Genomic DNA, 22,249 nt, shown 5'->3' on the forward strand with positions numbered 1-22,249 from the left:
CCGATATGAAGATAGAAAGAAAGGAGGACCAAATAGAAGAAAGAAAAACATTAGGATATGACTGGGAATTCGGGCATGAGGAACTGATGCTTGAAGTGGGTTCCTACACATATGGAGACAGGCTTTATATCGGGCTTTTGCATGAGGTGGAGGGACAGACGGAGCCTTTTGGGGCTTTGACGATCAACCTGCCTTATTCACCGGCAGAAGCCAATGAAGCATATCTGGACGATTTTTCCCGGGAGAGCAAGCTGGCATTCATCAAAAAGCACCGGCTTGGGAAAGTGCTTCCCGAAGAGGGATATTCCGGGTATGGAAGGTACAGCAAGGTGGCATTTGACCTGAACCGGCTGGCAGAGCTGGATCCCAAGGGCGCAGAGACCTACCGGCGCCTCCGGGGGATGTCCGGGCAGGAGCCGGGAAAAAGAAAAAAGAGGGCAAAGAAAGGACGGGAGCGTTAAATGGAAGTAAAAATGAACAAAGAGATCAGGGAGTACCAGGAGTCCATGTTCTTCGGGCTGGATTTCCGCCAATGCGTGTTCTCCCTGCTGGCAGTTGCGGCAGCCATTGGCATATATTTCGGACTGCGGGATGTGACAGGGGATGAGGTGACCGGATGGCTGAGCATGCTTGGGGCTGCGCCCTTTGCAGCCTGTGGCTTTTTTAAATACCACGGCATGACAGCGGAGAAGTTTTTGTGGGCAGTCATCAAGTCCGAGCTGCTGTACCCAAAGAGGCTGGCCTTCCAGTCCGAGAACCTCTACTATAACTGTCTGGAAGAACATATCCGGATGGGAGAGCGGAAAGGAAAGGACGGGACAGAAGCACTGCTGAAAAAGAAGAGACGCAGAAAGAAAAAAGGAAGGGGGGATGCGGTTGATTAAAACACTCAATCAGGCAATAAAAATGGATCGGGAAAAGTTCAAAGTCCCGAAATCTGTCCAGCAGGCAATCCCCATCCGCAGAATCTGGCCGGATGGGGTCTTTCAGGTGGAACATAAATTTTCCAAGACATTCCGCTTCTCGGATATCAACTATGCGATTGCCAGCAAGAGCGACAAGACAGAGATGTTCCTGGACTATTCAGAACTCTTAAATGCACTGGATTCCGGCACATCCGCCAAGATCACCTTAAACAACCGGAGGATCAACAAAGAGGAATTTGAACAGTCCCTGCTGATCCCCATGAAACAGGACGGATTGGATGAGTACCGCAGGGAATATAACGAGATGCTGCTGTCCAAAGTCAGCGGCACCAACAACAGCATTTATCAGGAGCGGTACCTGACTATCAGCGTCCATAAGAAGAATATTGATGAGGCGAGGACGTATTTTGCCCGTGTGGGAACGGATATCATCACCCACCTTGCGAAGCTGTCCTCTGTTGGGGAAGAACTGGACGCAGGGGAGCGCCTGCAGATCTTCCGGGACTTCTTCAAAGCGGCTGAACCGGCCAGTGTCCCTTTTGACCTGAAGGCATTTGCCAGAAAAGGGCATAGCTTCAAGGACTGGATCTGCCCGTCATGCATGGAATTTTCCAAGGACTGCTTCCAGATCGACGGACGGTACGGGAGAGTCCTGTATATGCAGGATTACGCCAGTTATGTGAAGGATGACATGGTATCGGAGCTGTGCGACTTAAGCCGGGACCTGATGCTGTCCATTGACATCCTTCCTGTGCCCACTGATGAGGCGGTGCGGGAGATCCAGAACCGCCTGCTTGGCGTGGAGACGAACGTGACCAACTGGCAGAGGCGGCAGAACGCCAACAACAACTTTTCTGCTGTGGTGCCTTATGACATGGAACTCCAGAGAAAAGAGACCAAGGAGATGCTGGATGACCTGACCACCCGTGACCAGCGGATGATGTTCGGGCTCCTGACCCTGGTGCATATGGCAGATACGAAAGAACAGCTGGATTCGGACACGGATACCCTGCTCTCAACAGCCAGAAAACACCTGTGCCAGTTATCCACCTTAAAATGGCAACAAGTGGACGGGCTGAACACTGTCCTGCCTTACGGGCTGAGGAAGATCAATGCCCTGCGGACGCTGACCACGGAATCCACCGCTGTGCTGATCCCTTTCCATACGCAGGAAATCATGCAGCCGGGAGGCATTTATTATGGGCAGAATGCGGTCAGCAAAAACATGCTGGTGGCAGACAGAAGGAAGCTGTTAAATGGAAACTCCTTCCGGCTTGGCGTCAGCGGTTCCGGAAAAAGTTTTTCCGCAAAAGAAGAGATCGTGGACCTGGCGCTGTCCACCGAGGACGATATCCTAATCTTGGACCCGGAGTCGGAATTCACCTCACTGGTAGAGGCCCTGCAGGGGGAAGTCATCCGTATCTCCGCCACCTCGGACACCCACTTAAATGCGCTGGATATGGATGCGGCATACGGCGATGATAAGAACCCCCTGATCGAGAAGTCGGAATTCATCCTGTCCCTGTTTGAACAGCTGGTAGGGGCAGGGAACCTGTCCGCAAAGGAAAAATCCATCCTGGACCGCTGTACGGCAGACGTTTACCGGGATTATATCCGCAATGGATACAAAGGGGAAGTGCCGACCCTGAAGGATTTATACCGCCAGCTTATGCTCCAGCCGGAAGATGAGGCCAGAGGTCTGGCATTGTCCTCGGAACTGTTCATCAACGGAAGTTTAAATACCTTTGCCCAGAGGACCAACGTGAATACCAAGAGCAGGATCATCGACTATGACATCCGGGAACTGGGCGAGCAGCTGATGCCCCTTGGCATGCTGGTGACACTGGATTCCATCTTCAACCGTGTGATCCAGAATTGGAGGCAGGGGAAGACCACGTGGATCTTTGCGGATGAGTTCTATCTGTTATTCCGTTACCAGTACAGTGCCGACTTTTTCTACCGGCTGTACAAGCGGATCCGGAAGTATTACGGCTTCGTGACCGGGCTGACACAGAACGTGGAGGAACTTTTGAAATCAGATACGGCGCGGCTCATGCTTGCCAACAGTGAGTTCCTGATTTTACTGAATCAGGCAAGCACGGACCGGGAAGAGCTGGCAAAGATCCTGAACATTTCAGACAACCAGCTGTCCTATATCACTAATGTAAGCGCCGGCCACGGGCTGATCCGCTGTTCCGGGAATATCGTGCCTTTTGAGAACACCTGGCCCTGCTCGACAAGGCTGTATCAATTAATGTCCACAGCACCGGGGGATAAGCCGGGTACAGGGAAAGGATAGCCGGTCTTACAGGGTATAAACGGCATATATTCCCGCGAGCAACGAGCCAAGCGGCCATGCTTGCATGGACATTTGGCGACTGCCGCGAGGGTCAAATACCCCGTAGCTTTGCTGCGCAACAAGCTTGCTGCAGGGTATTTGACTTCCGTAGGGTATTTGACTTTGTGACACTGCACCCAGTTAAGTGGTGCGGTGTTTTTTTATACGAAAGGAGTGACAGTATATAAATACAACACTGAGTGTTCCGTTGATGGAACAGGAACAATTGCAGGAACTGCTCCGGATCTTAGAGGATCATGGCATGAAGGAAGAGAAAAAGCAGGTCATGGACCTGGCGCAATATCTGGATGTGATGGATACACAGCTGGGAGCGGTTCTGCAGGAATTAAAGGACGTGAAAGAGCAGTTGGGGGAAATCCGGGAAAGTGGTGTGAAGGCGGCGGCCGTCCGGGTAGTTTCCAAAGTGGAAGGGAAGCTGCAGGACGCCAAAAATCAGGTGCGTGCCTTAAAAGAACGGTTCATGGAAGGAATCCAGAAGACGGTGGCAGCCTTCCATGAGAAAGGAATTGTGGCACTGGCAAAGACGATGGACTTCCTCGGCATCCAAAAGGGCATGCAGAAACTCCATACCCATCTGGAACAGGCTATCCTTGCGGCTGACCGTGGGATGGACCGCCTCGGGAATATCGCGGATGAGATGCATGCGGCCGCTGCCCATATCGGGAATATCGGAAGGGAACTGACGGGGAAAGAGGCAAAAGATGTTCCTGCCCGCGATGTGGAAAAAGGAGCCGTGTTCCAGATACAAAAGGGCCTGTACCACGCGATCGGGATGATGCGGGGCATGAAAGAGCAAACAGAATCTGCCCTGCAAAAGACGGGAGGGCTGATTGAGAAGGCAGGGAAACCGTCTGTCCGTGAAAGCCTGAAATCCCTAAAGGAAGAAAAAAATGCAGACCGGGAGCTAACAGGACAGCCGGGGCTTCATCAGGACCCCCAAATATCCTTTTATGCTGCCGAGTGCATGGAATTTACCAACTACGGGGAAATGAGGGAGGACCTGACGCTGCCTGAAGCGGTAAAAGCGTACAAAAGCATCCGGAAAAGAAATGCCTCAAGCGGGCCCGGCATCGGCTTCGTCCTTCAGGATAAGAGTATACCTGACTATACAGGCATCCCGTGGCCGTTGTTTCAAGGGAAAGAGGTCGCACAGGAATTAATCGACCTGGTTCCGGCCTACCGGGAGCATCCGCTGGTGAAACAGGCGGCGGAACAAATAGGGCAGTATCTTCCAGAACTTACAAAAGGCACAAAACAAAAGAAAAGCCCGGCGCGTTGAGCCGGGCAGGAGCCATGCATGTGAAGGGGGTGAGCTATGCGGGATATCAAGATGAAAGAGCATGGACAAAAGCCTAAGACCAGAAACCCTGCGGCAAGAAAGCCAAAAGAGCTTGTCCGGGCGGCAGTGCTGGAGGCGAAGACTAAGTCCGGCCGGGCAGCCGATGCGGCATCTGCCGGGGAAAGCCAGATATCCCCCACAGAGTATGCAGGGGAAAGACTGGCTTCTGCAGAAGAGTGGGCGGCAGGGAAAGCCGGGGATTCTGTGGTTCTTGCAGGCAGGAAACTTGCAAGGAGATCCCATGAAAAGATCAGGGTGCGTAAAAAGGAAGCGGAAACGGCAGAAGCCGCAGCAGAAGAGGCGGCAGGGGATGCGGCAAGAGAGACTGCACAGGGAGCAGGGGATACGGCAGTGGGCACAGAAAAGTCCCGGCATCCGGCCGGCAAACAAAGAGATGGGAGCCTGCAGGGACAAAAGGAAACGCTTTCCCCCAGCCAGATGGCATCTCAGGGAAAGGTAAAGGTCAAGCCGGAATCAAAAGAATTTATCCGGACTGCCGCAGGCAGGGATGTGAAAACAGCGCCAAGGGTTGTGCGGACTTCCCCAATGTCTGCTGATAAGATCAAGACCGGGCAGACGGTGGCAAAGCAGAAACAGGCACTGCATGCCATGCGCTCTGCGAGGCGTGCTGCGGCGAAGGCGGCAGAGAGCGCAGGAAAGACTAAAACAGCGGGAAAAACAGCAAAGACTACCATCCGGGGGATGAAAGCAGCTATTCGGGGGGCTGTAACCTCAGTAAAAGCGCTGGGAACACTTTCGGCATCTGCCGGAGGCTTTCTGGTAGTATTCTTTGTCATTGTAGGTGTCATCGCTGGCGCTGCGTTCTCCGGCAGTTCCCAAAGCGCGGAGCCGCTCAGCCAGGAGGTGCTTTCCTATACTCCAACAATTCAAAAATATGCCGCGGAGTATGGGATCCCGGAGTACGTTTCCGTCCTGCAGGCAATCATGATGCAGGAATCCGGGGGCAGGGGGACAGACCCCATGCAGTCCAGTGAATGTCCTTATAATACCAAATTTCCCAACAGTCCCAATGCCATCTCAGAGCCAGAGTATTCCATTCAGGTGGGAGTACAGTATTATGCCAGCTGTGTGGCAGAGGCTGGGTGTGAAAGTCCCTCTGATATGAACAAGCTGAAGCTCAGCCTGCAGGGATACAATTACGGGAATGGATACATAACATGGGCGATACGAAACTACGGGGGATACAGTGAAGCAAATGCCCTGCAGTTTTCGCAGGAACAGGCGGCTTCCCACGGCTGGGCAAGGTATGGAGACCCGGAATATGTGCCTCATGTGCTGCGTTACTATTCCGGGGGTGGCAGTCTGTTTGCCGGATTGTTTGGAAATGAACAGATTGTGACGATTGCAAAGACACAGCTTGGAAACGAGGGAGGGCAGAAGTTCTGGTCATGGTATGGATTCGTCCGCCGGGAGCCGTGGTGTGCATGCTTTGTCAGCTGGTGCGCTGAAAAAAGCGGCCTGATTGAATCAGGGAGTATACCGAAATTTGCTTACTGCCCTGCCGGGATCGACTGGTTTAAAAGTAAAGGGCGGTGGAAAGACAGAGGGGATTATACCCCGGTGGCTGGAACACTAATTTTTTTTGACTGGCCGGAAGAGGGGGTTTTTGATGGGGTGAGTGACCATGTGGGAATCGTGGAAAAGTGTGAGAACGGGATTGTTTACACGGTCGAAGGAAATTCCGGGGATGCCGTGAGGGAGAGGCGTTATCCCATTAATTCTGAATCCATTTTAGGATATGGGATAATTTACTAAAAATCTATTAAGAATTATTTAGAAGTAGTTAAGGATTTAGCTATATTATATGATTTATACTAACTGCATTAATTTAGGAAGGAGTAATATTATTATGGAGCGTAATATAGAGTTAGTTCCGATTAAAGAAGATGACAAGGAATGGTTTATCAGAGACTTGCAGAAAGCATTTGCATTTGCAGTTGTGGAAGAATTTGGAAATCAGGAGGATGAGATCATTCCACGAGAAGACATTACGGAGGCGATGGATACTAAAGGAGCAGAAACTTACCACATTATTTCTAACGGAAAGATTGTGGGAGGTGTTGTTGTGTTTATTAATGCAAAAACACAGCGAAACTCTCTGGCATTACTTTTTATTAACCAGACATATCAAAGCAAGGGAATTGGTCTGGCTGTATGGAGAAAAATAGAACAAATGTATCCGGAGACAAAAGTGTGGGAAACAGTCACACCATATTTTGAAAAAAGAAATATCCATTTTTATGTAAATAAGTGCGGTTTTAAAATTGTTGAATTTTTCAATTCACGTCATGCAGATTCCAATGAAGGTGGAGGGAATGTACAAGAAAATGAGTGTATGTTCCGATTTGAAAAGGTTATGAGTAAATAGCAAAAGAGATACATCATAATTATAAATAATTTGTATATTGAAGAACTAAATTTAGACCATAATAAATAAATCTAAAACCATCACTTATAGTTAGGTGATGGTTTTAGGTTTATTTAGATTTCTTTCAGAATCTATTCAGCACCTTCTGAGATAATGTCAATTATCTTTGAAATAGGGAGGTGATTGAATCAGTAAAAAAAGGAAATTTCTGATATTAGCAATGCTGGTCATGATGAACTTTACAGTTAATATCCAAAACAAATTCACTCAAAATGCAGGGGAAAGCAATTTGGAAAACTATAATTTTTCTATTGTACAACATAGCGTACCCTATGATTCGGTAACGGAAGATAGAGAAAATGCCACGCCAATAAAGAAAAAAGGAGGCCCCGGAATAGGCCAGATATTAAAAGATATCAAGAGATCTGGCAGAAGAGATTATATCTCTGAATTGAAAATGAAGCTTTAGATTTGTTTAGAATTCATTTAGAAATGGATAAGATATTGCTGCCATAATGAAACTATCAAAAGAAACAGCTTTTGAAATTTACGGAAAGGAGTAAAAGCAGGAGGTCAGATGCTATATTTGTCTGACGGAGAAGCTATCAACAGTAAAAAAAGTAGTACATAGTAAAATACCCATAGGGTAAACGATATGGCATGAGTGAGATACATGTCATAATTTAGAAGGGAGATAATCATGAATAATTCGCAGAAAAGGTCATGGAAGGGATTTGCAAAAAAAGGACTTATATTCTGTATAATCGGCGTGATGGCACTGGGCATGGTAGCCTGCGGTGGAAAGGATAAAAAATCTGATTCCAAAGAACCGAAAACACAGACAGAGCAGTCTACAGATAAAAAGACAAAAAAGAAGCCGTCTTCTAAAATACAGGAAAAAAATGATGCAGATACTGCAGATACACAAAACAAGACCGGTGAGGAACAGAACAAAACAAATGGTGCCGAGGTGCAGGATGGAACAGAACAAAAGTCTGATAAAAAGAATTCCGCGGTAAACAATTCTACAAAAAGGAATTCTACAAAAAAGAATTCCACAAAGAAAAACAGCACAGCGCAGAAACCTAATAAAAGCGGTTCCACAACAAAGGAGAAAAAGAATAATTAAGCTGAATGGGCTGTATGGGAACATGCAGCCCATTTTTCCTGAAAGGACTAAAGCATGAAGAATATACTGGAATATTTAGAGAAAACAGAACAACAATACCCCAGTCATACAGCGCTGGATGACGGAAAACTTGTTTTTACATGGAGGGAACTGGCGAATTTGTCCAGACAGATGGGGACAGCATTTGCACAAAAAACGGAGCATGGGAAACCAATTATTATATTTTTAGAAAAAAGTTCAGTCACGTTGGCAGCCATGTTCGGTGCAGTGTATGCCGGGTGCTTTTATGTCGTGGTTGATCCGTCGCAGCCAATACAGAGGATACAGGGCATTCTGAATGTACTGGAGCCGGGACTTATTGTGGCAAATGACAAAACAGGGGAACTTTTAGTACAGATGGATTATAAAGGTAACACATGCCTGTTAAATGACGCCATGAAGGAACCAGCGGACAGACAGATGCTTCAGAAAATCCGGAAGGAAAGCCAGGATACAGATATATTATATGGAATCTTCACTTCCGGTTCAACTGGTACACCCAAGGGAATTATAGTCAGCCACCGGGCGGCGATAGATTTTATCACACATTTTGTACGGACATTCAGATTCACAGTGCATGACCGGATTGGAAATCAGGCACCCTTCGACTTCGATGTATCGGTAAAAGACATATATACCAGTATGTTTACAGGAGCAGAACTTGTCATTATTCCAAAAGAAATGTTTTCCACGCCTCCGGTACTACTCGATTATCTCTGCAAAAAAGAAGTGACTGCGCTTATATGGGCAGTTTCAGCTCTAAGTTTGGTGGCGGCGTTAAAAGGGCTTGACTATAAAGTTCCCCTGACAGTAAAAAAAATTCTTTTCAGTGGTGAAGTTATGCCGGTAAAACAGCTTAGGATGTGGCAAGCGGCACTGCCGTGTGCGGAATTTATCAATTTATACGGACCTACAGAGATTACCTGTAACTGCACTTATTATCGGGTTAAGGAAATGCTGCCGGATGGAGAAAAAATCCCCATTGGGAAGGCATTTCCGGGAAGGATTGTGTTTTTGATGGATGAATGCGGAAAAGAAATTGCATCTCCGGGAAAGATTGGGGAAATTTGTGTTTCCGGTGAATCATTGTCAGAAGGGTACTACCACAACCCCGAAGAAACAAAAGAAAGATTTATTTCCTGCAGTAAAAATAGTGATAGGAGCGGGCGTTATTATAAAACCGGCGATTTGGGATTCTATGGGAAGTGTGGAGAACTTTATTTCTCCGGACGGAAAGATTTCCAGATCAAGCATATGGGCCATCGAATCGAATTGGAGGAAATCGAGCATGCGATGGAGCAGATTGTAGGTTTAGAAAGGGGGCTGTGCATATTAGATGAAAAGAGAAACAGATTGGTGGCCTTTTATCTGGGGGATATAAGTAAGGAACAAATTCAGGAGAAGATAAAGGAAAAACTTCCGGCTTATATGATACCCCATAAGCTGGTAAAAACAAATTTGATGCCTTTGAACAAAAATGGGAAGACAGACCGGGAGTATTTCCGGCAGAAACTGAGGTGATGAGATGGATATGGAATGTCTGGAACATGGAATTGTGAAATATGGTACGCCGCTCTATGTGTTTAATATAGATGAGACGCGCGAGACGGTGTCACTCTTTCGGAAGAAACTGGGAGGAAAGGCAGGGCTTTGCTTTGCTATGAAAGCCAATCCTTTTTTGACAAGGCAGATGGCGGCGATAACAGATCGGATTGAGGTCTGTTCTATGGGAGAGTTTGAAATTTGCAGGAAACTTAAAATCGAACCTGAGAAAATACTGATATCAGGGGTGCTGAAAGAAAGAGAGGATATTTATTCCATACTGAGCCATTATCGTGGTGCATGTACCTATACCATTGAATCCCTGAATCAATTTCATGCTATGGCGGAGTGGTGTGATGCGAATAATGAAGTAATTCATGTATATCTCAGGCTTACCAGCGGAAATCAATTTGGCATGGATGCAGAAACTATTCAGAATATGGTTTCCAAAAGAAAGATGTGTCCGTTCCTGAAAATTCAGGGAGTTCACTATTTTTCCGGCACACAGAAAAAATCAATGGAGAAGGTAAAGAAGGAGTTCGCATATCTGGATAATTTTTTAAAGAAATTGGAAGAAACATCTGAATTCCAAATAGAAGAATTGGAGTATGGTCCCGGAATCCCTGTTCCATACTTTGAAGGGCAGAAGGATACGATAGAGGAAAATATCCAAATAATTACTGATGCAATCCTGTCTATGCAATGGAAAGGAGGCATTATATTGGAGATGGGGCGTGCCCTCGCAGCAAGGTGTGGCTACTATCTGACCAGCGTAAAGGACATGAAGCAGAGTGATGGAAAAAATTACTGTATTGTTGATGGCGGGATTCATCAGATTAATTATGACGGGCAGATCAGGGGTATGTACCTTCCGAAGTTTCAGGTAAGCCCAGAGCATCATTGTGGAGCAAAACGGGCATATACTGTCTGCGGATCCCTCTGTACAGTTAACGATATATTAATGCAGAATGTGGAAATTAAAAATTTAAAAATTGGAAACGTGCTGATTTTTGAATGCGCAGGCGCTTATGCAATGACTGAAGGAATGGCATTGTTTTTAAGTCATGATTTACCGCAGGCTGCGTTTTACAGTAAAGAAATGGGATGGAAGCTGGCAAGAAAAAAACAGGGATTATACAAATACAATATGGAGGATGAGATAGACGATGGAAACATTGATGAATATTTTAATGGAAATAGATGAGAGCATCCAATGGGAAAAGGAAAAAGCATTAATTGACGACAGAATTCTGGATTCCTTTGGAGTCATTTCCCTTATCTCGGAACTTGAAGAAGCGTTTGATATTGAAATAGAGGCGGCTGAAATGATTCCTGAGAACCTGAACTCTGTGGAGGCTATGTGGAAAATGGTGCAGCGGTTAAAGGAGAAATAAAATGGCATATCATACGTCAGTATATTTATTCCTGTTTCTTCCGGCGGCGCTTCTCGCCTACCAGTTAACCCCTAAAAAGGTACGTTGGGTGACATTAGTGCTATGCGGATATGTGTTTTTCTGGACTATCAGTGGAAGGCTGGTTCTTTACCTGATGGGTGTGACGTTAGTGACTCATTACATAGGCATATGGATATCTTACAACAAACTTCAGTGTGGTATGAAGATATCAGGATTGTCCAGAGAAGAAAGCAGTGACATCAAAAAACAGTATAAAAAAAGGGAAAAAAGAATACTGGCAGGCGGCATTTTTATGCTGGTGTCTGCACTTGCATATTTGAAATACTATAATTTTTTCGCTTCTAATGCAAATATTCTGCTGCAGGGTGCAGGGAGTCAATTTGCATTAGAAGCAAAAACATTGTTACTTCCCATTGGAATCTCCTTTTATACCTTGCAGGCCATTGGTTATATGGCAGATGTCTATTGGGGAAAAATCGATGGACAGCAGCATCCGGGTAAGGTGGCGTTATTCCTTGGCTTTTTTCCGCAGATTATGGAAGGGCCGATCAGCATGTATTCCCAGACTGCAGATACGCTTTGGGCAGGAAATTCCTTAAAGGGCGAAAATCTGTCCAGAGGGAGTGTCAGGATCTTATGGGGATTATTCAAGAAAATGGTAATTGCAGACCGTCTCTATGTGTTGGTTCAGGCGGTATTTGAGCATTATGAGAATTATCATGGTGTAATTATAGCGGTTGCAGCTGTGGCCTATACCATACAGCTTTATATGGAATTTTCAGGGTGTATGGATATTATAATAGGAAGCGGCAGAATGTTCGGTGTGACCCTTCCTGAAAATTTCTGTCAGCCCTTTGCCTCAAAAAATGCGGCAGAATTTTGGAGACGATGGCATATTACGCTGGGCGTATGGTTTAAAACTTATATTTTCTATCCGGTATCGGTGTCAGTAACAGTAAAAAAATGGAATAAATTTGGAAAAAACCATCTGGGAAAGTACCTCACAAAGCTTGGTGTTTCCGCACTTTGTCTATTTCCGGTATGGTTGTGTAACGGTCTGTGGCATGGTGCAAGGTGGAGTTACATTTTCTATGGGATGTATTATTTCGTGATTCTTCTTGCAGGAATTGCGCTGGAGCCAATACGGAACAAAATAATACAATACATTCATTTAAATGAACAGGCGTTTGGCTATCGAATTATACAAATTTTAAAGACATGGCTTATTATATTTATTGGAGAATTGTTTTTCCGGGCAAATGGCCTGCTCGCCGGGTTTCGGATGTTTGGCAGTATGTTCCGGGATTTTGAGATACAGAAGTTATGGGATGGGACGCTGCTAACCTTTGGACTGGATCAGGCGGACTATTATGCCATCATAGCCGGATGTTTGGTTGTGGCTGTAGTTGGAATGATAAAAGAAAGGAATCTGCTGGGTGAAGAGGGGATGGGGAAACTATATTGTCCGTTCAGATGGGCAGTCTATTATGGACTCATTCTGGCGGTGGTAATTTTTGGCGCTTACGGAAGTGGTTATCAGCAGGTGGATATGATTTATGCGGGATTTTAAGAGTATTCAAAAAAGAGCAGGTCAGACGATTTTATTTATGGCCATTCTGATTGTAATTTTAACTGGAGTATCAGAAAGAATAGAATTGGCCTGCATAGAAAATGATAATCTGGTTCAGAGCAGGAATAAAAGTACCTTTCGGATTTTAAGGGAGCCGGATAACAGCATAGATGTAATCGTTGTGGGCGATAGTCTGAGCTATTCATCAGTGTCGCCAATGGAATTATGGAAAGACTATGGGATTACTGCTTATGTATGTGGGCAATCAGGACAAAAGATACAGGAAACATACCATATGCTGGAAAATGCTTTTGCCACCCAGTCACCAAAGCTGGTTATATTGGAAACAAATACTATGTTCAGGGGAAGGATGGAACAGGAATTGACAAATCTAAAAGAAACACTGGAGGAATGGGCGAACAACTATATCCCGATTTTCCGAGGGCATGATATTTGGAAATCTTTTGTGATGGATAAGGAGTATCCGGAAGAAAATTTTAAAGGCTTTGCTCTGCGGTGCGGCATACAGGCGTATGAAAAAGGGGACTATATGCTGGAGACAGAGCAGAAAGAAGAAATGCCGCCCACAGTAGTAAATTATATGGAGAATATTATAAAACTTTGCGAGGAAAATGGAGCAAAACTCCTTCTTTTGGGAACGCCGTCCCCAGCAAATTATAACTATCGCAGGCACAACAGCATTGATGCATATGCGAAGGAACATAATCTGGAATATCTGGATATGAATATGAAACTAAGAGAAGTTGGGATTGACTGGAATACAGACACGCTGGATAAAGGAGACCATCTGAACCTGTCTGGTGCCAGGAAGGTTACACAATATCTGGGAGAATTTCTGGACAAACAGTATAGACTTCCTGACCACAGGGGAGAGAGAAACTATATTGCATGGCAGAAAGAAGCAGAAGACTATACAGAAAAAATGAAGAAATCTTTGAAGGTGATGAGAATTAATGAGGATAAAACAAACGGAAAACTGGAAAAAGTGGACAACAGCGATATTTCTGCTTGTATGTCTGGTCTTTTGCGCATTACTATTTAAAGCATATTTGGATGGAAAATTTGATTCCGTTGACACTCTGCAAAAATATATCGCAGGATTTGGTTTGATGGCTCCGGTCATTCTGACAGCGATACAGGCTGCACAAGTAGTTTTACCGATACTGCCGGGATTTTTAGGATGTGTAGTCGGAGCGGTTATGTTTGGCTGGATGGGCGGTTTTTGGTGCAATTATATTGGAATTTCGGTTGGTTCCATCATTGCCTTTTTACTTGCAAGAAAATATGGACACGGGATGGTCAGCAGAATGTTTCCGGGAGAGCGGTATGAAAGGTGGGCAGACTGGGCAGCTAAAAGCAAGTCCTATACTGCAGTTTTGTTTCTTGGTATGGTACTGCCTCTGTTTCCGGACGATTATTTTTGCTATTTTACTGGAGTTACGAATATGAACGCGCGCAAATTTGTGACAATTATTATTTTAGGGAAACCTTGGTGTATTCTGGCATACAGCTTGCTATTTTCCGGTTCGATTGGTTGATAAAATTGATATACAAATGGTGTTAATTCTGCGGTTAAGTAAAGGCACTCCATAAATGTTTAAGAGAGCTGTTGTTGTAAACCGCAGGGAAAGGTTTAGGAGGAGAGATGGAAGAAAGAAAAAAATTATGTGGGTATTATAATTATACGGTGATTTTGACTTATCTGGGAATGCTTATGGGTTTTACCGGAATTGTGCTTGTGACAGAAGGGAAATACCGCGAAGCGGTTATCTGCCTGATGGTTTCAGGAATCTGTGATATGTTTGACGGTACGGTTGCGGCAACAAAAAAAAGGGATTTAAGGGAAAAACAGTTCGGGATACAGATTGATTCTTTAAGTGACCTGATCTGTTTTGGCATCCTTCCGGCTCTGTTTACATACAGTATCAGCGGCAAGACATATTTTTCTTTTTTGGCAGCGGCTTTGTATGTGTTATGTGCGCTGATCCGTTTGGCATATTTTAATGTTATGGAAGAGGAAAGGCAGGAGAAAGAGGGAGGTAGGCGGACATGGTATCTGGGGCTTCCGGTTACTGCAGCGGCACTATTTATGCCCGTCTGCTATATGATGGAAAATAAATTGGCTTATGGAGGAACATTCCAGGCTGCGCTTGTCATGATGGCAGCTGCATTTGTATTGCCTTTTAAAATAAAGAAACCGTATCTGGCTGGAAAAATAGGTATTATATTTACGGGAGTAATAGAATTTGTTATCCTAGTATTGGGGCTGGGATTAGAAGTATGAAGAAAGACACGCTGTTTATCCGATTTTTATATCATACTGTTCCCGGACGGTGTATCTTGAAAATACTTATAAAACCGCAGATATCGAGAAAAATAGGGATTATACTTAATTCCAGATTTTCCAAAGGACTTGTGCCGCTGTTTGTAAGGAAGAACCGAATTAATCTCAAAGAGTATGAAGAGGACAAGTATACATCATTTAACGATTTTTTTACACGAAAACGGCGTGCAGCACGTATTGACATCACACCGGAACATCTAATCAGTCCATGTGACGGGTATCTGACCGTATATCCAATTGACAAAAGCAGCACTTATCGAGTTAAGCACATAGAGTATCAGTTGGAACAACTGCTAGAGAACAGGGAGCTGGCGAAACATTTTTCCGGAGGATGGTGTTTGATTTTTCGGTTAACGCCGAAGAACTACCATAGGTATTGTTATGTCTGTGAAGGAATTCGGCGGGAATGCCGGAAAGTAGAAGGGAAGCTACATTGTGTACGTCCGGCGGCATACACTTCGATACCGGTTTTTATAGAAAATTGCCGAGAATATGTGAAAATAGAATCTGACTTTTTAGGACATATAATACAGATGGAAATCGGAGCGCTTTTAGTAGGGAGGATTCAGAATCATCCCTGCAGTCCTAAAGTGCTTCAGGGACAGGAGAAAGGATATTTTGAGTTTGGCGGTTCCACCATTATTATACTTTTGGAAAAAAACCGTGTTAAAATAAAGAATGAAATGCAGGAACGTTCCCATAGGGATGAGGAAACAGAAGTATGTTTGGGAGAACAGATAGGCAGTATTCAAAAAGCAATGGGAGGTACAGTATATGAGTAAAGAACGTGTATTGCTCGTGGAAGATGATGCGGATATCCGGGAAGGTGTCCGCATTTTATTAGAAAGCGAAAATTACAGCGTTACAGAGGCGGAGAATGGCAGACAGGGGCTGGAACTTTTAGATGAAAATACGGATTTGGTTATTCTGGATGTGATGATGCCTGGCTTGTCAGGACTGCGCACCTGTGAAGAAATCAGGAAGATTTCTAATGTTCCGGTACTCTTTCTTACTGCAAAAGCACAGGAGTCAGATAAATTAATAGGATTGATGGCGGGAGGCGATGACTATCTTCCAAAACCTTTTTCCTATGCGGAGCTTCTGGGAAGGGTCAAAGCATTGCTGCGCCGGTACAACGTCTATATGGGCAGAAATGTGCCAGAAGCGGGAAAAGAAGAGCCATACTTGGAAAATGGCAGTATTAAGATACATGAAATATTTAATGAGGTGTACGTTGATGGTGAGGAAAAAGAAATGTCGGATATTGAATACCATATGCTTCTGCTAATGATGCAGCATCCGAGAAAAATATTTTCTGCACAGAACCTCTATGAAAGCGTGTGGGAAGAACCGTATTTTTATTCCTGCAACAGCACGGTCATGGTACACATCCGGAAACTACGGGTAAAAATAGAGAAAGATCCGAAATACCCGAAGTACATCAAAACTGTATGGGGAAAGGGGTATAAATTTGACGCGGGAAACGAATAGAAGAAATTCCATTTACACACAGCTGCTGCGTCTTTTGCTTGTATCAGCATTTACAGCACTAATTATGTTTTGTATTTTGGATTTTGTGGGACAAAGTTTGACTGATTATTATCTGGAAGAGACGGACTATATTAAAAAGAAGAATCAGGGATATGTGGAAAAACTTCAGAATTATGTTGAGGAAAAAGAACTTTCAACCAGAGATACCGGTAAATTAAATACGTGGGTAAAAAAGCAACAGCTATTGTTCCTCCGAGTGTATAAAGATGAAATATTGGTATTCAATTCAGAATATTCGGGGCAGGAAATCTGGGAGGAAGAGATTGCGGCGGATAACTATGCATGGGAAAGTTATTATAAGGTAGAATTTTCGGACGGTATGGCAGAAGTCATCATAACAGGTGCATATACTTATCAATTTTATAATTATGTCATGATAGGAGAGATGATACTTTCTTTTATCCTGTTTCTTTTACTTGTTCTTTTGGGCATTCGCCGGAAAATGGATTATATCCGAACACTAAGTGACGAGATTCAAATTCTGGAGGGCGGTAGTCTGGACCATAAGATTACAATAAAGGGTAAGGATGAATTATCTGAACTGGCGGAGGGTTTGGACAGTATGCGGCTGTCTTTTGGAAATCTGATACGGCAGGAAGCCGAGATGGTTCGGGAAAATCAGCGGATTGTTACAGAGATGTCTCATGACTTGCGTACTCCGGTAACCGCTATTATGCTGTATACTGAAATCCTGAAGAAGGAGAAGTATAAGAATGACATACAGTTTAAAGAATATCTGGATAAGATTGATCTGAAAGCTCATCGCATGAAGCAGTTGACAGACCATCTTTTTGAATATTCTCTGATTGCAGGGGAGGGAGAGATTGAGCTGGAAGAACCTGAGCAGTATGAGGTTTTGTTTTACGATTTGTTTTCAGAAACATGCAGTTTTCTTGAGCAGAAAGGTTTCCGCATTGTATTTCATGTGGAGTGGGTGGATTGTGTAGTGCAGATTTCAACAGATTATGTGATGCGGATTTTAGACAATGTGACTTCCAATATTGTGAAGTATGCCGATCCGTCAGCACCTGTGAAGATTTCTTCAGTAGAGGAAGGGAATATGGTCGGTTTTTCGTTTGAAAATAAAGTTCGGAGGTCGGAAGAAAAACCGGAAAGCACTGGGATTGGAATACAAAATATGAAGAATATGATGCAGAAAATGGGCGGAAGATTTGTTGTGGAAGAAGAAGGGGAGAGGTTCAGGCTAGTGGTGTTGTTCCCATGTTTGGAAAAGTAGGTGTCTGCAAAAATATATAATTATTTTAGAAAATTAAGAATACTTGTACCGTGCTATTCGGGTAGTCTCATTTGGAAGAATAACAAATTTTGTGGGTTTATAAAAGGATATATGATTTTTTAGTCAAACAAGAGGTGGTGATAAGTTAAAACGAAAGAATTATTTATAGACTGTAAAATACTAATGGTAACGTTAAGTAATGAAAGCCAACATACACTCAGAGACTGGTTGGGAGAATCAGTAAAACTATACTATGCTTCAAGTATACAGGATGCACTATCTCATTTGACAAGGTTTCCGTATCAGTTGATAGTAGTTCAAGCAGGAATATATAAGGAAAAAACACATCAATTGATACAGACAATGAGAAAGATAAGCCAAATTCCTATTTTAGTGATTATGCTTGAAGATGAAGACAAAAGTATATTTTATGTAGAGTCTGGAGCTGATATAGCTGTAAAAGTCTCCAGCTGTCGGGAAGATATTTTGGCAAATATATATGCCTTGATCCGAAGATACTTATCATGGGTTGAAAACAATAATAATACACAGGACATAATACAAATAGAACCGCTTCTGATTAATCAAATCTCCAGAAAGATGCTTTGGGATAATTATGAGGTTTCGCTAAGTAAGCATGAATTTGACTTTCTATATCTGCTTGTTACAGCTCCCGGCCGGGTATATACTTTTGAGCAGATTTATGAAACAGTATGGCACGAACATCCTCATGGTAATATCAATAATATTGTCTGGTGTATGGTACGCCGTTTGCGTAAAAAACTAAGAAAAAAGGATTCGAGGGCAGGTGATATAATCAGGAGCGTCTGTAACGTGGGATACTATTTTGAACCAATTAAAGATGAGAATACATAGACAGACTTAACTATTTTGACAGTTAGGTCTGTTTTTTTGCATATTTTATGAAAGTGACAGTTATTTGACTGGCAGTTGACAGTGATCTGACTGTTGCATTTAGTATACTGCTCCCATTGCGCTAAAAAACGGTTGGCGATTAAGGTACAAAGGAGCAGTATATTTGCAAGCAATTTCAACAAAAGCGGAGTTGGTATGTAAAATTCAATATGGTGTCATAACTCTTGGCGGGGTTATGGCATCTTTTTTTGCGACAAAATTCAACAATATACTACACGGGCTTCATAGTAACCCAACAGCCAGGTCACCGCCTCACTTCGATTTGATTTCTAAAAAATTCAAATTGGAGGCAGGAAGAAATGGCTTATAACAAAGCGAGGGAAGAAAAGAAGTGGAAACAATGGAAGGAAATCGAAGAAAAGCAGATGCGTGAGTTGGGAGTTGAAGAAGATGTAATCAGCAAATTGTGGGAACTGGACTGGGCAGATTTTAATGAGGAACGCAGGTATAGGGAACACCGGGCAGACTTTCCCGACTATGACCTGCTGTCACCCGTGGAAATGGAAGAACCGGAGCTAAATAATGTCCAAAGGCTTTTAGATACCATTGAAGACGAGCAACTGTTACATATCATGCTGGAGGCAGACAGGGAAACCCTTCAGCTGCTTTTACTGAAGATGATAGGGTTTTCCATATCTGAAATCTCAGAAAAACTTGCTGTGCCGGAACAGACCATCTATACCCGGATCAGGCGGCTGAGAGAAAAAATAAAAAAAATTCGTAAAGGTGAATAAAAAGAGAGAACTCCATCGGCTATTAAGTGTAGGGGGAATACTAACCCTTTTGCTCTTTGACAATCAAATATCAGCATTACAGGTACGTTCCCGCAAGTAGTAGCGTGACAAAGCAGACGCCATGACAGATGGAATCAGTACCTCATAGCAGAACATCGGACACAAAGATAATTTTAAGCAGTATAGACCGATGGGATGACCTGGGGCGCTGGTTTCGTTTCGAGCGATCCCCTGCATTTGAAATAAAGCCGCGGCTGGCTTTCCGCCATGATCACAAGTGGGGGATAATGATACACATTTCTTGCCAAAGAGCAGAAGATGGACTCCGGGTTGTAATCAGCAAGACCCTCAGGACATTTGTGAGCGGCATCTATTACAGTGCATAAGCAATTACCAGCGCCGTATCAGCCAGATGCCCGCCTGTAATGTTCCCCGCCACTGAATGAGTGGCAGGCTGCCGGGGGTGCGAGGCCAAATGCGGTGCCAAACAAAAACTAACCAAATAGAAATCAATAGAAGTGTGTCGTTGATATCAGATACATGCGGCCGTGGGAAAACCACGGCCGTATTCCTGTGGTATTAACGGCATACGTGAAAAGGAAATGTATGTGATGTTTTATAAAAATCAATTTCAGAAAAAAGCCCACGGGGAAGTGGAGACTATATTCCGGAAACTTCTCCCGGCAGAAGGGCTGAATGTAAGGGAAGAGCAGATAGAACTCTGCCATACGATGTTGGACTCTTTATTATATGGAAAGATTGCACTCTGCGATGCTGGGGTAGGGATTGGGAAGACCTATGCTTATCTGATAGCATGTATCCTGATGCGGAAATACGCCATATTAAGCGGGAAGTTTGTTCTCTGTGACAGCCGCCCGGTGGTGATCTCCACATCCAGTATCGCACTGCAAAAAGCAATCCTGTCGGAATACATCCCGTTTCTGTCCAAGATTCTGACAGAGCATGAAATCATCCAGACTCCCATCCGTGCCATCGTAAGGAAGGGGAAGGAACATTTTGTATGTGACAGCAGGCTGGAACAGCGCTTGGAGGCAATAATGGATAAAGCAAAGAATGCCGGACAGAAACAGGCGCTTTTATCCCTCCGGCATGTCTATGACTTAGACGAAGTCCGTGGATTGAGCGGGTTTGACCGGAGGCTTGTCTGTGTCCCAAAATTCTGCCCCAAGGATTGTCCGGGCAGGGAGGGCTGCAGATACCAGCGTTACCTGAAGACGGCAAAAAGTCCGGAGATCTTTATCCAGATCTGTAACCACAATTACCTGCTGGCAGACGCGTCCCACAGGGCAAAGGCATACCGCCCGCTGCTGGCGGACTACCGGGCATTGGTGGTGGATGAAGCCCACCAGCTGCCGGAAGCCGCAAGACAGATGTATGGCAGGAGTCTTGGGAGCGAAGAGGTCAGGGAAATCTGCACTTCCTTGGAAAAAGAGCATCAGAAGAAAGCAGCGGACAGGCTCCGGGAGGTTTTCCGCAGCCTGTTGGAAACATTAGAAGAGAACACAAGAGATATTGCAGCCAGAGAGGACGGGGCGTCTGTTCCGGAAATAGATACCGGAATCTTCAAGGCAGCCCTCATCCAACTGGAGCAGGTTACGGACAGACTCCGGGGATTTGTTCCCCGCTGGACCCTCAACAGGCTGGGAGAAGCAGAGGAAGTTCTGCGCCTTTTTTACAGACAGGATAGCAACTACATCCGCTATCTCCAGCACGACCGGGAACGGCTCCCGGTGCTGTGCGCCACCAGCAGGAGGGTGCCCAGGCTGCTTCAGGAAGCCCTCTGGAAACAGGGCTTTCCGGCTATCCTTACCAGCGGGACGCTAAAGGCCGGGGATAGCTTCGCGCGTACCAGACAGGTGACGGGCTTAAGCGGTACCGGGAATGTGCAGGAATACGTGGCAAAATCGCCCTTTGCATATAAAAAGAACTGTCTTTTGTACCTTCCGAAGACGCTTAAGCCGTGCAGGCGGGGCAGCAGGGAAGAGGTGGTCATGCTGGCAAAGCATATCCAGTCCCTCATCTGTTCCACATACGGGCACACACTGGTGCTGTTTACTTCTTATTCCCTGATGGGAAGCGTGTACCAGATGGTAAAAGACTCCCTGCCATTCCCTATGGTGGAGGTATGGCGGCATTCACAGGAGGAAATCGCAAGGTTTAAGACGCTGGAGAATGCGGTTCTGTTCGCAGCCGGTTCCTGCTGGGAGGGCGTGGACTTTCCGGGGGATATGGTGTCCTCCCTGATCATCGTGAAGCTGCCCTTTGCTGTTCCCAATCCAATCAGTGAGGCGGAGAAAGAGCGGTATGAGACTCTGGGAGAATATATCCAAGCTGTGATCGTGCCGGATATGCAGAAAAAGCTGCGGCAGGGATTCGGGCGGGCAATCCGGACGGAACAGGATACCTGCGTGGTGTCCATACTGGACAGCCGGGCAATCGCCGGAGGGCGGTACCATCAGGAGGTGCTGTGTGCCCTGCCGGACTGCCAAAGGGCAGAGAATCTGAAGGCGGTGGAATGCTTTATCCGCAGCCGGAAAGGAACGGAATATTATATGTAGAGACTTTACAGAGGGCTTGTTGGTTCTGCTGGGTTTTGGAAGAAAATCAGGAAGAAAGTTCAGTGGTATTTCAAGCCCCGTCTTGCACGGATTGTTGGTATTTGTGAATAGATATCTTGGCATGGGTTGGGTATACTGT

Annotated in this window: 21 protein-coding genes; all 21 read left to right on the plus strand. The window is 44.9% G+C overall.

What is annotated here, in order from left to right:
* The first annotated feature begins 5 nt into the window (after positions 1-5).
* The gene (locus BN1938_RS19890) at positions 6-461 is read left to right on the plus strand and encodes a DUF4313 domain-containing protein (RefSeq protein ID WP_050642182.1); all 456 of its coding nucleotides are present in this window, start codon (positions 6-8) and stop codon (positions 459-461) included.
* The gene (locus BN1938_RS19895; RefSeq protein WP_050642183.1) at positions 462-884 is read left to right on the plus strand and encodes a PrgI family protein; all 423 of its coding nucleotides are present in this window, start codon (positions 462-464) and stop codon (positions 882-884) included.
* Positions 871-3,225 carry a VirB4-like conjugal transfer ATPase, CD1110 family gene (locus BN1938_RS19900; protein WP_050642184.1) on the plus strand — a complete coding sequence of 785 codons (2,355 nt, stop codon included), beginning with the start codon at positions 871-873 and terminating at the stop codon, positions 3,223-3,225. The genes BN1938_RS19895 and BN1938_RS19900 overlap by 14 nt, the downstream gene beginning before the upstream one ends.
* A gap of 250 nt (positions 3,226-3,475) precedes the next feature.
* Positions 3,476-4,564: a DUF6674 family protein gene (locus BN1938_RS19905; RefSeq protein WP_148487256.1), complete on the plus strand. Its 1,089-nt coding sequence runs from the start codon at positions 3,476-3,478 to the stop codon at positions 4,562-4,564.
* Between the two features lie 36 nt (positions 4,565-4,600).
* Positions 4,601-6,400 carry a lysozyme family protein gene (locus tag BN1938_RS19910; protein WP_050642186.1) on the plus strand — a complete coding sequence of 600 codons (1,800 nt, stop codon included), beginning with the start codon at positions 4,601-4,603 and terminating at the stop codon, positions 6,398-6,400.
* Between the two features lie 94 nt (positions 6,401-6,494).
* Positions 6,495-7,013, plus strand: coding sequence for a GNAT family N-acetyltransferase (locus BN1938_RS19915; protein ID WP_050642187.1), 519 nt, complete (start codon positions 6,495-6,497; stop codon positions 7,011-7,013).
* A gap of 229 nt (positions 7,014-7,242) precedes the next feature.
* A complete protein-coding gene (locus tag BN1938_RS19920) occupies positions 7,243-7,482 on the plus strand; it encodes a hypothetical protein (RefSeq protein WP_148487258.1) in 240 nt (79 codons plus the stop codon).
* Between the two features lie 231 nt (positions 7,483-7,713).
* Entirely contained in the window at positions 7,714-8,142 is a 429-nt protein-coding gene (locus BN1938_RS19925) for a hypothetical protein (RefSeq protein ID WP_050642189.1), read from the plus strand.
* Positions 8,143-8,196: 54 nt separating this feature from the next.
* Positions 8,197-9,702, plus strand: coding sequence for an amino acid adenylation domain-containing protein (locus BN1938_RS19930; RefSeq protein ID WP_050642190.1), 1,506 nt, complete (start codon positions 8,197-8,199; stop codon positions 9,700-9,702).
* Between the two features lie 4 nt (positions 9,703-9,706).
* Positions 9,707-10,927, plus strand: a complete 1,221-nt coding sequence (locus tag BN1938_RS19935; protein ID WP_050642191.1) for a diaminopimelate decarboxylase family protein — start codon at positions 9,707-9,709, stop codon at positions 10,925-10,927.
* A complete protein-coding gene (locus BN1938_RS19940) occupies positions 10,890-11,117 on the plus strand; it encodes a phosphopantetheine-binding protein (RefSeq protein WP_050642192.1) in 228 nt (75 codons plus the stop codon). Before BN1938_RS19935 ends, BN1938_RS19940 begins: the two co-directional genes overlap by 38 nt.
* Position 11,118: 1 nt before the next feature.
* The gene (locus tag BN1938_RS19945) at positions 11,119-12,708 is read left to right on the plus strand and encodes an MBOAT family O-acyltransferase (RefSeq protein WP_050642193.1); all 1,590 of its coding nucleotides are present in this window, start codon (positions 11,119-11,121) and stop codon (positions 12,706-12,708) included.
* A complete protein-coding gene (locus BN1938_RS19950; RefSeq protein ID WP_050642194.1) occupies positions 12,695-13,771 on the plus strand; it encodes an SGNH/GDSL hydrolase family protein in 1,077 nt (358 codons plus the stop codon). Before BN1938_RS19945 ends, BN1938_RS19950 begins: the two co-directional genes overlap by 14 nt.
* 67 nt (positions 13,772-13,838) lie before the next feature.
* On the plus strand, positions 13,839-14,267 hold the full coding sequence (locus BN1938_RS19955) for a TVP38/TMEM64 family protein (RefSeq protein WP_242843894.1): 429 nt from the start codon (positions 13,839-13,841) through the stop codon (positions 14,265-14,267).
* Positions 14,268-14,374: 107 nt separating this feature from the next.
* On the plus strand, positions 14,375-15,013 hold the full coding sequence (locus BN1938_RS19960; RefSeq protein WP_050642196.1) for a CDP-alcohol phosphatidyltransferase family protein: 639 nt from the start codon (positions 14,375-14,377) through the stop codon (positions 15,011-15,013).
* A complete protein-coding gene (locus BN1938_RS19965; protein WP_050642197.1) occupies positions 15,010-15,855 on the plus strand; it encodes a phosphatidylserine decarboxylase in 846 nt (281 codons plus the stop codon). Before BN1938_RS19960 ends, BN1938_RS19965 begins: the two co-directional genes overlap by 4 nt.
* Positions 15,848-16,564 (plus strand): response regulator transcription factor, encoded by a 717-nt coding sequence (locus BN1938_RS19970; protein WP_050642198.1) that lies wholly within the window; start codon positions 15,848-15,850, stop codon positions 16,562-16,564. The genes BN1938_RS19965 and BN1938_RS19970 overlap by 8 nt, the downstream gene beginning before the upstream one ends.
* The gene (locus tag BN1938_RS19975) at positions 16,545-17,861 is read left to right on the plus strand and encodes a sensor histidine kinase (protein WP_050642199.1); all 1,317 of its coding nucleotides are present in this window, start codon (positions 16,545-16,547) and stop codon (positions 17,859-17,861) included. The genes BN1938_RS19970 and BN1938_RS19975 overlap by 20 nt, the downstream gene beginning before the upstream one ends.
* A gap of 228 nt (positions 17,862-18,089) precedes the next feature.
* Positions 18,090-18,737 (plus strand): response regulator transcription factor, encoded by a 648-nt coding sequence (locus BN1938_RS19980; protein ID WP_187376329.1) that lies wholly within the window; start codon positions 18,090-18,092, stop codon positions 18,735-18,737.
* 359 nt (positions 18,738-19,096) lie between these two features.
* On the plus strand, positions 19,097-19,531 hold the full coding sequence (locus tag BN1938_RS19990; RefSeq protein ID WP_050642202.1) for an RNA polymerase sigma factor: 435 nt from the start codon (positions 19,097-19,099) through the stop codon (positions 19,529-19,531).
* Positions 19,532-20,142: 611 nt separating this feature from the next.
* The gene (locus BN1938_RS19995) at positions 20,143-22,110 is read left to right on the plus strand and encodes an ATP-dependent DNA helicase (protein ID WP_050642203.1); all 1,968 of its coding nucleotides are present in this window, start codon (positions 20,143-20,145) and stop codon (positions 22,108-22,110) included.
* The last annotated feature ends 139 nt before the right edge of the window (positions 22,111-22,249 follow it).

Source organism: Eubacterium sp. SB2, assembly GCF_001244405.1.
Taxonomy (GTDB): Bacteria; Bacillota; Clostridia; order Lachnospirales; family Lachnospiraceae; genus Faecalicatena; species Faecalicatena contortus_B.

Excerpts from the sequence above, each read along its gene's own strand:
- BN1938_RS19915 (WP_050642187.1), top strand. The coding sequence starts at position 6,495 with ATGGAGCGTAATATAGAGTTAGTTCCGATTAAAGAAGATGACAAGGAA.
- BN1938_RS19940 (WP_050642192.1), top strand. The coding sequence starts at position 10,890 with ATGGAAACATTGATGAATATTTTAATGGAAATAGATGAGAGCATCCAA.
- BN1938_RS19935 (WP_050642191.1), top strand. The coding sequence starts at position 9,707 with ATGGATATGGAATGTCTGGAACATGGAATTGTGAAATATGGTACGCCG.
- BN1938_RS19920 (WP_148487258.1), top strand. The coding sequence starts at position 7,243 with ATGATGAACTTTACAGTTAATATCCAAAACAAATTCACTCAAAATGCA.
- BN1938_RS19895 (WP_050642183.1), top strand. The coding sequence starts at position 462 with ATGGAAGTAAAAATGAACAAAGAGATCAGGGAGTACCAGGAGTCCATG.
- BN1938_RS19930 (WP_050642190.1), top strand. The coding sequence starts at position 8,197 with ATGAAGAATATACTGGAATATTTAGAGAAAACAGAACAACAATACCCC.
- BN1938_RS19950 (WP_050642194.1), top strand. The coding sequence starts at position 12,695 with ATGCGGGATTTTAAGAGTATTCAAAAAAGAGCAGGTCAGACGATTTTA.
- BN1938_RS19960 (WP_050642196.1), top strand. The coding sequence starts at position 14,375 with ATGGAAGAAAGAAAAAAATTATGTGGGTATTATAATTATACGGTGATT.
- BN1938_RS19995 (WP_050642203.1), top strand. The coding sequence starts at position 20,143 with ATGTTTTATAAAAATCAATTTCAGAAAAAAGCCCACGGGGAAGTGGAG.
- BN1938_RS19890 (WP_050642182.1), top strand. The coding sequence starts at position 6 with ATGAAGATAGAAAGAAAGGAGGACCAAATAGAAGAAAGAAAAACATTA.
- BN1938_RS19925 (WP_050642189.1), top strand. The coding sequence starts at position 7,714 with ATGAATAATTCGCAGAAAAGGTCATGGAAGGGATTTGCAAAAAAAGGA.
- BN1938_RS19990 (WP_050642202.1), top strand. The coding sequence starts at position 19,097 with ATGGCTTATAACAAAGCGAGGGAAGAAAAGAAGTGGAAACAATGGAAG.
- BN1938_RS19910 (WP_050642186.1), top strand. The coding sequence starts at position 4,601 with ATGCGGGATATCAAGATGAAAGAGCATGGACAAAAGCCTAAGACCAGA.
- BN1938_RS19900 (WP_050642184.1), top strand. The coding sequence starts at position 871 with ATGCGGTTGATTAAAACACTCAATCAGGCAATAAAAATGGATCGGGAA.
- BN1938_RS19945 (WP_050642193.1), top strand. The coding sequence starts at position 11,119 with ATGGCATATCATACGTCAGTATATTTATTCCTGTTTCTTCCGGCGGCG.
- BN1938_RS19905 (WP_148487256.1), top strand. The coding sequence starts at position 3,476 with ATGGAACAGGAACAATTGCAGGAACTGCTCCGGATCTTAGAGGATCAT.
- BN1938_RS19970 (WP_050642198.1), top strand. The coding sequence starts at position 15,848 with ATGAGTAAAGAACGTGTATTGCTCGTGGAAGATGATGCGGATATCCGG.
- BN1938_RS19965 (WP_050642197.1), top strand. The coding sequence starts at position 15,010 with ATGAAGAAAGACACGCTGTTTATCCGATTTTTATATCATACTGTTCCC.
- BN1938_RS19955 (WP_242843894.1), top strand. The coding sequence starts at position 13,839 with ATGGCTCCGGTCATTCTGACAGCGATACAGGCTGCACAAGTAGTTTTA.